This is a genomic window from Pantoea sp. SOD02, from assembly GCF_024707505.1.
Taxonomy (GTDB): domain Bacteria; phylum Pseudomonadota; class Gammaproteobacteria; order Enterobacterales; family Enterobacteriaceae; genus Pantoea; species Pantoea symbiotica.
In genome coordinates this window covers 3,495,686-3,509,434 of the sequence record NZ_CP102604.1, presented here as the reverse complement: position 1 = coordinate 3,509,434, position 13,749 = coordinate 3,495,686, and the positions used below count along the sequence as shown (strand labels likewise).

Here is a 13,749-nt window from a genome sequence, read left to right as displayed (position 1 = left end):
GTTAACTTATTTCTGTGGGGAATGAATTGACCATTTTTTGGTATTTAAATTGTTAAATTATGATTAATAGTACTTTTAAATATAATATCGCTGATTATTATCAGGTTTTTGATAAGTAAATATATAAATTTTTTAAACATATTCCTATTGCTAGTTAAATGAATTTGTTAATCTTTGGTTACTATTGGTCATGCATTTGTAAACTGCAATGGTGAAGAAGATCACGTTTATTCCTGGCCCGGCACGTTAAAACGGAAGAAAAACCAGGAAGGACAATATGAGCTCGAGTCACTCTTTACAAAAGTCGTCGCAAGGCGGTGCCAAAACCATCTTTAGCGTTACCAGCGGTAACTTCCTTGAGATGTACGATTTCATGGTATTTGGCTATTACGCTACCGCGATCGCCAAAACCTTTTTCCCCGGCGATGATCCCTTTGCCTCTTTAATGCTCACGCTGATGACCTTCGGCGCAGGCTTCCTGATGCGCCCGCTCGGCGCGATTATTCTCGGCGCTTACATCGACCATCACGGCCGTCGTAAAGGCTTGCTGTTAACGCTCGGCTTAATGGCGATTGGTACCTTAACCATTGCGTTGGTGCCCGGATACGCCACGTTGGGTGCTGCCGCGCCGATTCTGATTCTGCTCGGTCGTTTATTACAGGGTTTCTCAGCGGGTGTTGAGCTGGGCGGCGTGTCGGTTTATTTGGCCGAAGTGGCGCCGAAAGGGCGCAAAGGCTTTTATGTCAGCTGGCAATCGGGCAGCCAGCAGGTTGCGGTAATCTTCGCTGCACTGCTCGGTTTGGGTCTAAATCATCTGTTGGCGAAAGACGCCGTCACCGAATGGGGCTGGCGTATTCCGTTTGTGGTGGGATGTATGATCGTGCCGTTCCTGTTCTACATTCGTCGCATGCTGGAAGAGACCGAAGCCTTCAGCCAGCGCAAACATCATCCTTCCATGAGCCAGATTATGCGTTCAGTCGGGCAGAATTGGGCGTTAGTGCTGGCGGGGATGTTGATGGTGGTCACCACCACCGTGATGTTCTACATGATCACCGCGTTTACCCCGACATTCGGCAAAACGGTGCTGATGATGAGCGACAAGGAGAGCTTCCTGGTGACGCTGTTTGTCGGCATCTCCAACCTGTTCTGGCTGCCGGTGATGGGTTCTTTGTCGGACCGCGTTGGCCGTCGTCCGCTGCTGATTGTCTGCACTATCTTGATGATTCTTACCACCTGGCCGGTGCTGCATTGGCTGGTGGGCGCGCCGACCTTTGCCCGTCTGGTTGAGGCCGAGCTGTGGCTGTCATTCCTGTATGCCAGCTACAACGGCGCGATGGTGGTTTATCTGGCTGAGATCATGCCGGCAGAAGTGCGTGCTTCGGGCTTCTCACTCGCCTACAGCCTGGCAACCGCGCTGTTTGGCGGCTTTACGCCAGCGGTGTCGAGCTACCTGATTCATGCCACCGGTGATAAAGCGATGCCGGGCGTGTGGCTGTCATTTGCGGCAGTGTGCGGGCTGGTCGGTACGCTGCTGATTGGTCGTATGGTGAAGCAATATCAGTCACGACATAATACCGCGGCAGTCAGCGCATAACCGTAGGGTCGCCATTCATGGCGACCTCCTCTCTCAAAACGACACATCCACCACCACGCTATCGGTGTAATTCCCCGCCGCTGGCGTATTCTGCGTCGTCAAAATCTGCGCCGTATAGGTAAAGTTGCGCGTCACGGTATCCGCATTCAACGAGGTCGAGGTGGTGCTGCTCCAGCGATCGGTGCCGGTCGGTCCCCAGCGCGAGGTGGTGGTGGTGCCTTTGTAGATGTCATACGCCAACCGGTTGGTTCCGCTCGCCATCTGCCGCGTGGTGCCGCTGTAGTAACTGCCGTTGCTCAGGCCCACGGTATAAGTGCTGCCCTTCGAACACACCACGTTAATCGTCTGCTGCACGGTTGAGAAACTGCCCACCAAAGGTGCGCTGCCGAAACTAACATTCGGCGCGGTGATGGTGGTGCAGTCGTTGGTAACCACCAGATTCACGGTAATCGGCATCGCCGTACCGGTGCTGCTCTGTACCGTTCCCACGCACAATCCCCCCACGTTCAACCCGGCACACACCGTATAACTCACGGTCAGCGTGATGGTGGTGGTATAGGTGCCGGCGGCGATCACCTGTCCGGTAAGGGTGCGGAAGTAGAGCGGAATATTAAAGTTAAGGGTGCTACCCAACGCCAGCAGCGATGCGGAACTCCAGCGATAGCTGCCGCCCTGCTGTAATTCGGTGGCACAGGCGCTGTCGATACACATCTGAATCGGAATGTTATCGGTGCCGCCGCTGGCGGTTTTCAACACGGCGCGTGTGCCGCTGAGGTTAGAGGCGGTGGTAAAGGCATAGGTGATGTTATCGGAGCCCAACAGCGAAAGCGTGCCAGAGCCGCAATTCACGTTGGTGGTGCTGGAGGTGTTATTCACCGTCGAAGCCACCGAAAATGTGGTGACCGAACCAAAGGTCGCAGTAGGCGCTGATAAGGTACAAAGCGCATAGCTGGTACCCGGCAATATAAATAGCGCCAGCAGGAGCAGAAGCTTTCTCATGGTGAAATCCCTGACTGTGAATTATCCGCGCTACTCACCGCCGAACCTTGCGGCGGCGGTGGCAGCGGGCAGGTAAGCGGTCCGTAGGTTTCCAGCGCTTTTGGCTGGCCGTCACTGATGTCCAATTGCGTATCGCAACTGCGTCCATCTGGCGTCACCACGTGAATCGGGTTGCTGGCAGCGAGATCTTCCATCCACACAATGCCGTCCCAGCCGACATATTCGGTGGCCTGATTCGGACGAAGTACCTGGCTGGAAATCGGCAGCGGCTGATGGTTGCTGTCATGCAGTACCACGCTGGCGGCGCGTAGGCGCTCGACCGGGAAGTTGAGCAGATAACCGCTCTTTCGCTTCACCGCAAAGCGCTGTTCGACCTTCGGCGCGGTACGATCGGCAGGCAGATCCAGCGTATCGATATCGTACTTCGCGCCGTAATAGCTGCTGATTGAGGGCACCAGCAGATAGCCTTGTTTATCGGTGCGGCCCATGGTCTGGTTTTCATAACGCACCGTCACGTCGGGATAATCGGTTTTCACCATCACAAAGGCATCGTTGATATCGTTGGCAGCGAACACGCGGTTATCCATCAACACCACCGAACCAGTGAAATCGGCCCATTGCGTGGTGTTGTCGTTGTCGCCATAGAAACCGGCTGAGGTATCAATTTTGTTGTTGCGATAACGCAGGCTGGCCTGGCGATAATCGCCGCTGTCGCTGGCTTGATTGGCCCACGCGGCATCGTAGGAGAAGCCACCGTCGGTTGGCATGGCACGCGATACATAAAGACGCTGGCTGTTATTGCCCTCCTGATCGCGTTCGGTGCTGACCGAGGCGCTGCTCTGCTCGCCAAACGGGATGACCAGCGAAATCGCGCCGCTCCAGTTGCCCTGCTCCTGATCGCGGCTGGCGGAAATGTACAAACTGCTGTTGCCCCACAGATTTTTACTCCACGACAGATTCAGTAAACGTGTGCGGTCACCGTTGCCGCCGGAGATATCAAAATAGGCCAATCCCAGGCTGCCGTAATCATTCAGCGACACGCTGGCAGTGTACTGCGCGCTGCGTCGTGCCAGCGAATAGCTGGTGTTCGCGCTGTCGCCACGACTGCCAACCAGCGCGAGGTTGCCGAAATCGGCACTGCGAATGATGTGCTGAGTTCCGAGGCTGAACCAGCTGTTGTTGTACTGATAGCCCCAGCTGTATTGCGTACCAGGATTGCCGTCCATCTGGCTTTGTGCCAGCGCACCATTCACCACGCCAAAACTGCCGAGCTTCACCAGGCCACCTGCGCCGCCCATCGCCACGCTGTCGCTGCCTTCTGCGTGACTCTCCAGCGTTAGCCAATCGTTGATACCGTAGCGATACGAACCGCTGGCCGCCGCCGCGCCATAATCAAAATTGTTGATGCCGTAGTTTTCGCGAATGGCACCGGCGGAGAACGAGTAATCGGATAACCCACTCTTCAGCAAACTGCTGGAGACGTAAAACGGCAGCGTGGTGGTGACTTGTCTGCCCACCGCATCGGTGGTGGTGATCACCGCATCGCCAGCGCCGTTAACGAAAGGCACGTTAGTGAGCGACCACGGACCCGGCTGCACATCGGCCTGCGTGCTGCGGTAACCGTTGATGAACAGGTCTACCGAAGAGGGCACCGCCGCCTGGCCGGAAAACGCCGGCAGCGGATAGGTCACCAGATCCGGACGCACGCTGAAGTCGCGGCCAATCTGCACGCCTCCCAGCCGCACGCTGTTGCTCCAGCTCAACGCATCTGTAACCAAATCGCCGGCGCGCCAGCTGATCGCCGCATTCTCGTTTTCATTACTGAACCAGGTGTCGTAGCGGATGTAGCCTTCCTGCTGACCGGCAACGCCACCTTCCAGTTGCTGCACATAAACACCGTTGGTAGAAAACTGCCCAACCGGGCCAAAGAAGCGTAATTCATTCCAGCTGGAGAGGCGCGAACCGGCGTTATCGGTACGCGTGGCGTAGAAGTCATAATTGAGCAGGGCGCCGTTGCTGGCGCGGCCGGGAAATCGCGGTGCATTCTGCAGTTGGCCAATGGTTTGACCCGGCAGCCAGGCGGGCGGCACCGTCAATAACAGGCGCTGGCGTCGTTCGTCATACTCCACTTTCGCTCCGCTCAGTTGATTGATATCGATCCGCTGCCCCTGCAGTTTCTCGGCCGGAATACCGGCGCGTTGCAGATCGCCGCGTCGCAGCCAGAAATCACCGTTCTTGCGTTCAACCGGCACGATGTCGCCGCGTTCGCCTTGATTCACCACCAGCTCCAGCATGTATTGCTGACCGCTGGCGTTATTCTCCAGCGCAGGCGGCGGTGGCAGTTCGGAGAAAGTTTCCGCACTGCTACTCATCGGACTGATACAGAGCACGCTGGCAACGGCCAGCGCGCAGGGATGCGGCGTTAACTTCATCAACGCGCGGCAGCGCTGCTCCAGTGTCCTTTGTTCATTTCGGCCGACAGTTCACCGCTCACGCTGCTGGTTAACGGCCAGCGATTGCTGCTGTTGGCCAGCACATAGCCAAACAAGCCGTTGCCCATTCTGCGTCCGCCAATGGTGACGTTGCTTAAACGCGCGTGGCCGTTACCGTGATTGGTCAGCTCCAGCCAGCGCTTGCCGCCGCTGTTCACTTCCTGCCAGCTCAGCTGCGGTTTCGCCGTGTCGCGTGTTACGCCGTCGCCATAGATGAATAGCGGCACTGAGTAGCGCATCTGGAACGTCAGTCCAGCCTGATTCTCGCCCGGCGTGCGCGGCGTGGGGATCTCATCCAGCACCACGCGATAGGACATCTCACGTCCGGCTTCGGGCGGCGTTTGCTTGATTAAACGCACCAGCTGCTTTTGCCCTGGCTCAAGCCGTACCATTGGCGGGCTCGCCACCACTTGCTGCTGGGTTTGATACTGCTCCTGACCGTTGACCTGCTGCCAGCTGAAGATACGCACCTGCATCATGGTGGTGGCGTTGCCACGGTTTTCCAGCCACAGCTCGCTGGCTTTATCTTGCGGATCGATTGCCGGATCGATCGGCCACACCATCAGTGAATTGGCGGCGTGTGCCGCAGGCGTTAGTGCCACGCATAACAACAGAATCAGGGCGCGCAGGTTCATCATCATTCATCCTTCTTATTGACGCCGTCACCAACTCAGCGTGACGGTTAAGGTGTCGGTATAAGTCCCGGCGCGCGTGGGGCCGGGCAGCGTTAATAAGCCGTAAATCGGCAAAGTGATGTTATTGGCATTGCTGTAGCTCAACGCCACAGCGCTACTCACCGGGATCGCCACGGTATGCGCGGCATTCGTAAAGAGGCTGTAAGCCACGGTATTGGTGCTACTGGTATTTTTGAGGTTGCGCGTGGAGGTGTAATTGTTGCCACCGTTAATGCTCATGCTCACGGCGGTGCCTGGCGTGCAGGCGAGAGTGATAGTGGTACTTTGCACATAGCTAGCGCTAACGCTGTTGGAAGCCACGCCAGACTGCGTTCCAAAATCAAGCGTGCCAAAGACCCCGGTATTGGTACCGGAGACAACACAGCCTGCCACTACTGATGCTGAAACCTGAAACGTTGCAGTGGGCAACCCCCAGGCGGAGACGCTCCCTATCAGCAGGGCAAGGCCGCCTGCACTGTGCATCAACCGCTGCACCACGGCCACCCTGATTATCCTTTCCCTCAGTAATTCACCGCCACGTTAATGGTGTCGGTGTAGGTGCCTGCGGGAATCAACGGGTTAAAGCCGCCGCCCACCACGCGACCATAAATGGCGTAGTTGGTACCGAGCGTCGGATCCGTGGTGCCACTGGCGGCAATATTGGTGTTGTTGGCGATAGCAGTGGTAAAGGCGGCGTCGCTATACAGCGTATAGGCAATGCCCTGCGTATTGTTGGAGCCGAGGATCAGGTAGCGTGGCTGGCCGCTCACCGTGCCGTAAATGGTCGCCGGAGCGGCATTACTGCTGGTGACCTGCACGTTAAAGGTTTGTCCGGTGGTGCAGCGGACAAAGATGCCGTTACCCGAGGCGCCGACCAGCGTGGCGTTGAGGGTATCAAAGGTGGCTGCGCTGCTACCAAAGTTCAGGGTACCGAAGTTCACCCCTGTCGTTGCCGATTGACCGTTCACCAAACAACCGGTGGTCAGCGTCAACGTTGCATTGATGGTTCCCGTTGTGGTGGCGGCAAAAACAGCAGTAGGGGCTAGCGCGGCGCTTAGGCTAGTAGCCACAAGAAAAAGCTTGAGTTTCATAATCATTCCTTACTGATTATCCAAGGTCAGTGCTTTTTCACCTGGTCATACATTTATGGAAATACATCCGAAATCAAACAAGAGCCGCAATCGGCTCGACTGCGTAAGCGCCTGCCATCTAAGAAAAATCCTAGATGGTGGATTAATGATTTATATCAGTTTTCTTTACTATAGATCAGCAAATCGGCCCTTGTACGCCGATGGTTCAATTTTTCCCTAATCAATTCACACTTTTCGCCGATAACTCAGTAATCACAAGGGGTGGCGAGCGGTTAAAAAAACTAAACAGCCGATGATTTCTCCCTCTACCGCGCGCTTCGGTTCAATGTTATGTTCGTGCATTAATCAGATATTATTAATTTTTCGCTTAACGACTGACGATGAAAATAAAAAAAATCCGCACGACGACTCCAGATTTGTCTGGATCGACTTTTTGTTGAGTTTCGCCGCAGGCGGTCATTAATCGCCCTTGATCGGCGCTTTATCATCCTTGTTCTAATTTGACGACACCGCACCTGCTCCGCAGCGGGTGGAATTTAGGAGCGCACATGCTGCTGGTTACCTGGGATAGCGTTCTGGTTACCGTTTCACTGATCGTGGCCTTCATTGCCGCGTTTACCGCCTTAGATACCGCCGGGCGCGTTGCCGTTTCACGCGGCTGTCTGGCAAAACTGTGGTTGATCGGCGGAGGCACCGCGATGGGCATCGGCGTGTGGGCGATGCACTTTATTGGCATGCTGGCGATGATGATGCCAATGACCATGCGCTACGACGTCGAGCTCACCGCCATCTCATTGCTGGTGGCGATTATCACCGCCATCTTCGCTTTTGCGCAGGGCGTGCAGGGCAGTCATCTCACCCGCCGACGCCTGGTGCGCGGCACCCTGATCATGGGCAGCGGCATCATTGTCATGCATTACCTCGGCATGAACGCGCTGATGATTGAAACCCCCATTAACTGGAATCTGCCGCTGGTAGCGCTCTCGGTGCTGATTGCCTATGCCGCATCGGGCGCGGCGTTATGGCTGGCGTTTCATCTGCGTCAGGGTGAAAGCCTGTTGTTACTGCGCGCCTGTGCGGCGCTGGTGATGGGGATTGCGATTGCCGGAATGCATTACACCGGCATGGCGGCGGCAGAGTTCGTTATGCCGGTGAGCATGCAGCATCACGGTGCCAGTGAAGAGGGACTGGCGGTGTGGGTCACGATTATCACGCTGAGTATTCTCGGGCTGATGTTGCTGATTTCGATGCTGGATGCGCAGCTACGCGCCGCGCGTCTCGCCGCCAAACTCAAGCGCGCTAACAGCGAGCTGCGCCAGCTGGCGATGCATGACAACCTCACCGCGCTGCCAAATCGCGTGATGCTGGAGCAGCAACTCACCACGGAGATCAAACAGGCGACGCTGCAGGATGAGAATTTTGCGCTGATGTTCATGGATCTCGATGGTTTCAAAGCCATTAACGATACATGGGGCCATCACGTCGGCGACCGCTTACTGATTGCCGTAGCCGATCGCTTGCGGGATGAACTGAGTGAAGAGATTCTGCTGGCGCGTTTGGGCGGTGATGAATTCGTGCTGCTGTGTCCGCAATTCCATCTTCATCAAGCCACCAAACTGGCGCAGCGGCTGGTACAGGTGATTGATGCGCCTTTCGATCTCGATCGCTATTCGCTGCGCGTCTCGCTCAGCGTTGGCATTGTTATCTTCCCGCTGCATGGCCGCAGCCAGCAGGAGCTGATGTTCAACGCCGATTCCGCCATGTATCACACCAAACACAGTGGCCGTAACGGCTGGTGTCTGTTTGAACCGGCGATGAGCGCGGTGGCGCAGCATCAGCTGGCGCTGGCCAACGATTTGTGGAACGCGCTGGAATATCATGAGATGCGCCTGTTCTATCAGCCAAAATTCCGCGCGGGCGGCACGGTATTAATCGGTTTTGAGGCGCTGCTGCGCTGGCAGCATCCGCGTCGCGGCTTGCTGATGCCGGATATGTTCCTGGCGCGCGCCGAGAAAACCGGGCAAATTGTCGCGCTGGGTAACTGGGTGATCAACGAAGCCTGCCGCCAGCTCAGGCAGTGGCACGATGAAGGCAACGGCGACTGGACGGTGTCGGTCAATCTCTCAGCTCTGCAATTCCAGCAGCGCGATTTGATTGAGAGCCTGCGTCAGGCGTTGCAGCACCATCAGATCCCGGAAGGGGCGTTGATGCTGGAAATTACCGAGAACATCGCGATGCGCGATCCGCAGTTCAGCCAGCAACGCATTGCCGAGCTGCATCGTCTTGGGGTGAAAGTGGCGATCGATAACTTCGGCATCGGCTACGCCAACTTGCTGCATTTGAAACATCTTGAAGCCAGCGAGCTAAAAATCGACCGCGCCTTTATCAACAGTTTGCGCGCCGGCAGTGAAGACGCCACGGTGGTGACAGCGATGTTGACGCTGGCGCAAACGCTCAACTTGCGCATGGTGGCGGAAGGCGTCGAAACAGAAGAACAGCAGCGTTTGCTCACTGGTTTAGGCTTCGACACACTGCAAGGTTATCTGCTCGGCAAGCCCACGCCAGCCGATCGCATCGGTGAATTTACCGCTGCGCTTACCGTGCCGCTGGCGTTTAGCGATAACGTGGTGCCGCTGGCTGGCGCGCAATAAACAGTTTTTATTTTCTTCCGCATCGGAAGGTTTCATCGTTCAAAAACTCAGATCGGCAGTTACGCTGCCGATAATTCCTACAATAAAACCAATAGATCTCACTTTTAACAACAACACCACAGCTGACTCAAACCGGCTTTTACTTGGGAAATCACTATGTTAGTGACTTCGTACGACTCGTTTACCGTCATCGTCTCGATCCTGGTGGCAATGCTGGCCTCGTTTACTGCACTAGATATGGCAGGACGCGTGGCTTCCTCAACTGGCAAGGTGGCGCTGGTTTGGTTATTTGGCGGTGGATTCGCTATGGGCGTCGGCATCTGGGCGATGCACTTCATCGGCATGCTGTCGATGAGCGTCGATATGGTGATGAGCTACGATCCCACACTTACCGTCACCTCAATGGTGGTGGCGGTGCTGGCGTCGGTATTTGCGCTGTGGCTGGTGTGTTCAACGCCGACCTTGCCGTGGCCGCGACTGTGCGGCGGCGCATTGGTGCTGGGTTCCGGCGTGGTGGCGATGCATTACACCGGCATGGCGGCGCTGATGTTTGCGCCCGGCATCACCTGGAATTGGGGTTGGGTGGCGGCATCGGTGGCGATTGCGCTGGTGGCGTCGGGTGCCGCGCTATGGCTGGCGTTTAACCTGCGCGAAGGCCACGGCCGCGTCACCGTGTTGCGTTTAGGCGCATCGGTGGTGATGGGCTGCGCGATTGCGGGTATGCACTACACCGGCATGGCGGCGGCCAACTTCCCGATGCACAGCCACGCGACGCAAATGGGCGTTAACAGCAACTGGCTGGCGATTGTGGTGACAGTGGTAACGCTGGCGATCCTCGGCATTACCTTGCTGGTCTCGATGCTGGATGCGCGTCTGCAGGCACGCACTTCCATCCTTGCCCATTCGCTGGCCGAGGCCAACCGCGAATTAGCGCAGCTGGCGCTGCACGATAACCTGACGCGCTTACCCAACCGTATTTTGCTGGAAGATCGCCTCGAACAAGCCCTCAATAAAGCCAACCGCGAGAAGTCGCAGTTTGCGCTGATGTTTATGGATCTCGACGGCTTCAAAGCAGTTAACGACGCCTTTGGTCACCACGTTGGCGACAATTTGCTGATCGGTGTGACTGAGCGCATGACCGAACAGATGAAAGGGCACTACACGCTGGCGCGCATGGGCGGCGACGAGTTTGTACTGCTGCTGGAAATTGATGATCCCAACGATGCCGCAGCAGTTGCCGATACGCTGGTGAAAGCGGTGGATCGTCCGTTCGATATCTCGCGCTATGAGCTGGTGGTGTCGCTGAGTATCGGTATTGCGGTCTATCCGGGCGATGGCAAAGATGAGCGCGAACTGATGTTCAACGCCGATGCCGCCATGTATCACACCAAAAACAATGGTCGCAATGGTTACACCTTCTTCCAGCCGTCGATGAACACGCTGGCGCAGTCGCAATTGCAGCTGAACAACGATCTGTGGCAAGCGCTGGACAACGAAGAGTTACGCCTGTTTTACCAGCCAAAATATTGCGCGCCGAGCGGCCCGATCCTTGGCTTTGAAGCGCTGTTGCGCTGGCAGCATCCTTCACGCGGCTTGCTGGCACCGGACGCCTTCCTGCCGATGGCGGAAAAGACCGGCATGATCATTAACATCGGCAACTGGGTGATCAACGAAGCCTGTCGCCAGCTGCGTTCCTGGCATCTGCAAGGCCATCCGCACTGGTCGGTGGCGGTTAACCTCTCGGCGCTGCAGTTTGAGCAGAATAACCTGGTCGAAACCGTTACCGAGGCGCTGGCGCAGCACCAGATTCCGGCTGAGCTGCTGACGCTGGAAGTCACCGAAACCACGGCGATGCGCGATCCCGAAGAGAGCGTGCGTATCCTCACCGAGCTCACCAATATGGGCGTGAAAGCCTCGATTGATGATTTCGGCACTGGCTACTCCAGCTTGTTGTATCTCAAGCGGTTACCGGCCAGCGAGCTAAAAATTGATCGCGCCTTCGTTAACGAACTGCAGGCGCACTCCGAAGATGCCACCATCGTTTCCGCGATTGTTGCGCTGGCGCAGTCGCTGCACCTGAAAGTGGTGGCTGAAGGAGTGGAAACTCAGGATCAGCAGGCGTTCCTCACCGGCTTGGGCTGCGATACCTTGCAGGGCTATTTGCTGGGTAAACCGGTTCCGCCGGAGCGTATTGCTGAGCTACCGAATTTCTACGAAGAAGTGTTAGAGCTGGAGCGCATGCCTTAACGCCGATTCATTCCCTCTCCCGCTTGCGGGAGAGGGTTAGGGTGAGGGAAACTAGCCGCCAAATCCTCTACATCGGAGTTAGGGTGGCGAAATATCAGCAGTTGGTGGAGCAGCTTCGCACGCAAATCGAGGCCCGCATCTGGCCGCCGGGCGAAAAACTGCCATCTTTACGCCAGCAGGCGGAACAAAGCGGATTAAGCCTGATGACGGTGATGCACGCCTATGAAGTGCTGGAGAGTCAGGGCTGGATCGTCTCAAAGCCGCAATCTGGCTACTACGTGGCGCCGCGTGCCGCCGAGAGCCGTCCTCGCCTGCCAACCCAGGAGATCGCTAAAACCGATCAGGCCGATACCAACAGCTTCGTGTTTGACGTGCTGCAGGCCACGCGCAATCCCGCCATCATGCCGTTTGGCTCCGCCTTTCCCGATCCCGAACTCTTCCCGCAGCGCCAGCTGATGCGCTCGCTGGTTAAAGTCTCGCACAACCTGAAGCCCACCGATGCACTCAACAACCTGCCGCCAGGTAATGAAGCGCTGCGTAAAATTCTCGCCCAGCGCTATGCGCAGCAGGGCATCACGCTGTCGCCGGATGACATCGTCATCACCAACGGTGCAATGGAAGCGCTCAATCTGAGCCTGCAAGCGGTCACTGAACCTGGCGATTGGGTGATCCTCGAAAACCCGTCGTTTTATGGCGCGCTGCAGGCGATTGAACGTCTCAAGTTGAACGCGATTGCCATCGCCAGCGATGTGGAACACGGCATGGATCTGCAGGAGCTGGAGCAGGCGCTGCAGCGCTGGCCGGTGAAAGCCTGCTGGCTGATGACCAACCGGCAAAATCCGCTCGGCTTTACCCTGAGCGCCGAGCGCAAGCAGCAGCTGGTGGCACTGCTGGCGCGCTACAACGTAGCGATGATTGAAGACGATGTGTATGGCGATCTGTATGAAGGCCATGACAAACCGCTGCCGGCCAAAGCCTTTGATCGCGACGGCAACGTGCTGCACTGCGGCAGTTTTTCGAAGAATCTGGTGGCGGGATTTCGCGTCGGTTGGGTGGCAGCAGGACGACACGCGCAGCGCGTGCAGCGTATTCAATTGATGAGCACGCTATCGACCAGTGCTCCGATGCAGTTGGCGCTCGCCGATTTCCTCAGCACGCGCAGCTACGATACCCATTTAAAGAAGCTGCGTCAGACGCTGGCAAAGCGTAAGCAGCTGGCGCAACAGGCGCTGCGCCGCGTATTACCTGCCGATGCCAGCATCAGCGACACGCCGGGCGGCTATTTTCTCTGGGTTGCGCTGCCTGCGCAGATCAATACCACAGAGCTCTATCATTTGGCGTTGCAGCAGGGGATTAGCATCGCGCCCGGCCAGCTGTTTTCCAGCAGCGAAGGTTTCAGTCACTGTTTCCGCTTTAACACCGCCTGGCCGTGGGATGCACGCGCCGAAACGGCGGTAGAGACGTTGGGAAAACTGATTGCCGGGTTAAACGGTTAAACGTGGGCCGCCTGCTGGTGGCCCCAGGTGAGATAGTAGACGTCGTAGAAATCCACTTCACCTTTCTGCTTCATCAGACGATCAATGCCGCTGCGCACGCGATCCGGCGTGTGCGGATTATCGAGAATTTTGTCCAGCGCCTGCTGCGAAACCGGCTGCACGTAATACCACTCGCCGTTGTAGCACACGCGCAGATCCAGCGTATCGATATCTTCGAAGCGATATTTCGGGTTGATATCCATCAGCATCAGCACGCTCATCACCACCACAAACGCCGTGGCAAACCAGAAAGCCGGCCAGCCGAGCATGTCAGTTGAGAAGATCAGCGCCACGCACAGCGCGTAGCACAGATACATGATGGCCCAGAGTCCCGGATGGGTTTTGAGGAAGGAAAAGCTAAAGCGCGGCAAATTATCACGCTGCCCTTCACGGTTCAGCGTGGCGATTTCGTCGAGCAGAATTTGTTTGATCGCGTCCATTGTTCACCTCTAATTATCACTGCCTG

10 protein-coding genes are annotated in these 13,749 nt (G+C 56.5%); 4 read left to right on the top strand and 6 right to left on the bottom strand.

The window, feature by feature from the left end:
- Positions 1 to 277: 277 nt before the first annotated feature.
- Entirely contained in the window at positions 278 to 1,594 is a 1,317-nt protein-coding gene (locus NR302_RS16155; RefSeq protein ID WP_154155126.1) for an MFS transporter, read from the top strand.
- Positions 1,595 to 1,627: 33 nt separating this feature from the next.
- Here NR302_RS16155 and NR302_RS16150 read toward each other — a convergent pair whose 3' ends face one another.
- From NR302_RS16150 to NR302_RS16130, 5 genes are read right to left on the bottom strand one after another with little or no spacing between them, the layout of a single operon-like run.
- Positions 1,628 to 2,593, bottom strand: a complete 966-nt coding sequence (locus NR302_RS16150) for a spore coat U domain-containing protein (protein WP_154192636.1) — start codon at positions 2,591 to 2,593, stop codon at positions 1,628 to 1,630.
- A complete protein-coding gene (locus NR302_RS16145; protein ID WP_258143937.1) occupies positions 2,590 to 5,025 on the bottom strand; it encodes a fimbria/pilus outer membrane usher protein in 2,436 nt (811 codons plus the stop codon). Before NR302_RS16145 ends, NR302_RS16150 begins: the two co-directional genes overlap by 4 nt.
- Positions 5,025 to 5,723: a molecular chaperone gene (locus tag NR302_RS16140; RefSeq protein ID WP_374990648.1), complete on the bottom strand. Its 699-nt coding sequence runs from the start codon at positions 5,721 to 5,723 to the stop codon at positions 5,025 to 5,027. The genes NR302_RS16145 and NR302_RS16140 overlap by 1 nt, the downstream gene beginning before the upstream one ends.
- 24 nt (positions 5,724 to 5,747) lie before the next feature.
- Positions 5,748 to 6,242, bottom strand: coding sequence for a spore coat U domain-containing protein (locus NR302_RS16135; protein WP_154155515.1), 495 nt, complete (start codon positions 6,240 to 6,242; stop codon positions 5,748 to 5,750).
- A gap of 38 nt (positions 6,243 to 6,280) precedes the next feature.
- The gene (locus tag NR302_RS16130) at positions 6,281 to 6,850 is read right to left on the bottom strand and encodes a spore coat protein U domain-containing protein (RefSeq protein ID WP_008103338.1); all 570 of its coding nucleotides are present in this window, start codon (positions 6,848 to 6,850) and stop codon (positions 6,281 to 6,283) included.
- A 548-nt stretch (positions 6,851 to 7,398) separates the two neighbouring features.
- Between NR302_RS16130 and NR302_RS16125 the strand changes: the two genes are divergently transcribed.
- The 3 genes from NR302_RS16125 to NR302_RS16115 all read left to right on the top strand — a co-directional run bounded on the left by NR302_RS16125 (position 7,399) and on the right by NR302_RS16115 (position 13,244).
- The gene (locus NR302_RS16125; RefSeq protein WP_258143936.1) at positions 7,399 to 9,501 is read left to right on the top strand and encodes a bifunctional diguanylate cyclase/phosphodiesterase; all 2,103 of its coding nucleotides are present in this window, start codon (positions 7,399 to 7,401) and stop codon (positions 9,499 to 9,501) included.
- Positions 9,502 to 9,657: 156 nt separating this feature from the next.
- On the top strand, positions 9,658 to 11,748 hold the full coding sequence (locus NR302_RS16120) for a bifunctional diguanylate cyclase/phosphodiesterase (protein ID WP_258143935.1): 2,091 nt from the start codon (positions 9,658 to 9,660) through the stop codon (positions 11,746 to 11,748).
- 83 nt (positions 11,749 to 11,831) lie between these two features.
- Positions 11,832 to 13,244, top strand: a complete 1,413-nt coding sequence (locus NR302_RS16115) for a PLP-dependent aminotransferase family protein (RefSeq protein ID WP_258143934.1) — start codon at positions 11,832 to 11,834, stop codon at positions 13,242 to 13,244.
- Here the strand turns inward: NR302_RS16115 and NR302_RS16110 are convergent.
- Positions 13,241 to 13,723, bottom strand: coding sequence for a YlaC family protein (locus tag NR302_RS16110; RefSeq protein WP_008103330.1), 483 nt, complete (start codon positions 13,721 to 13,723; stop codon positions 13,241 to 13,243). The two genes, NR302_RS16115 and NR302_RS16110, sit on opposite strands and share 4 nt — an antisense overlap.
- Positions 13,724 to 13,749 lie beyond the last annotated feature (26 nt).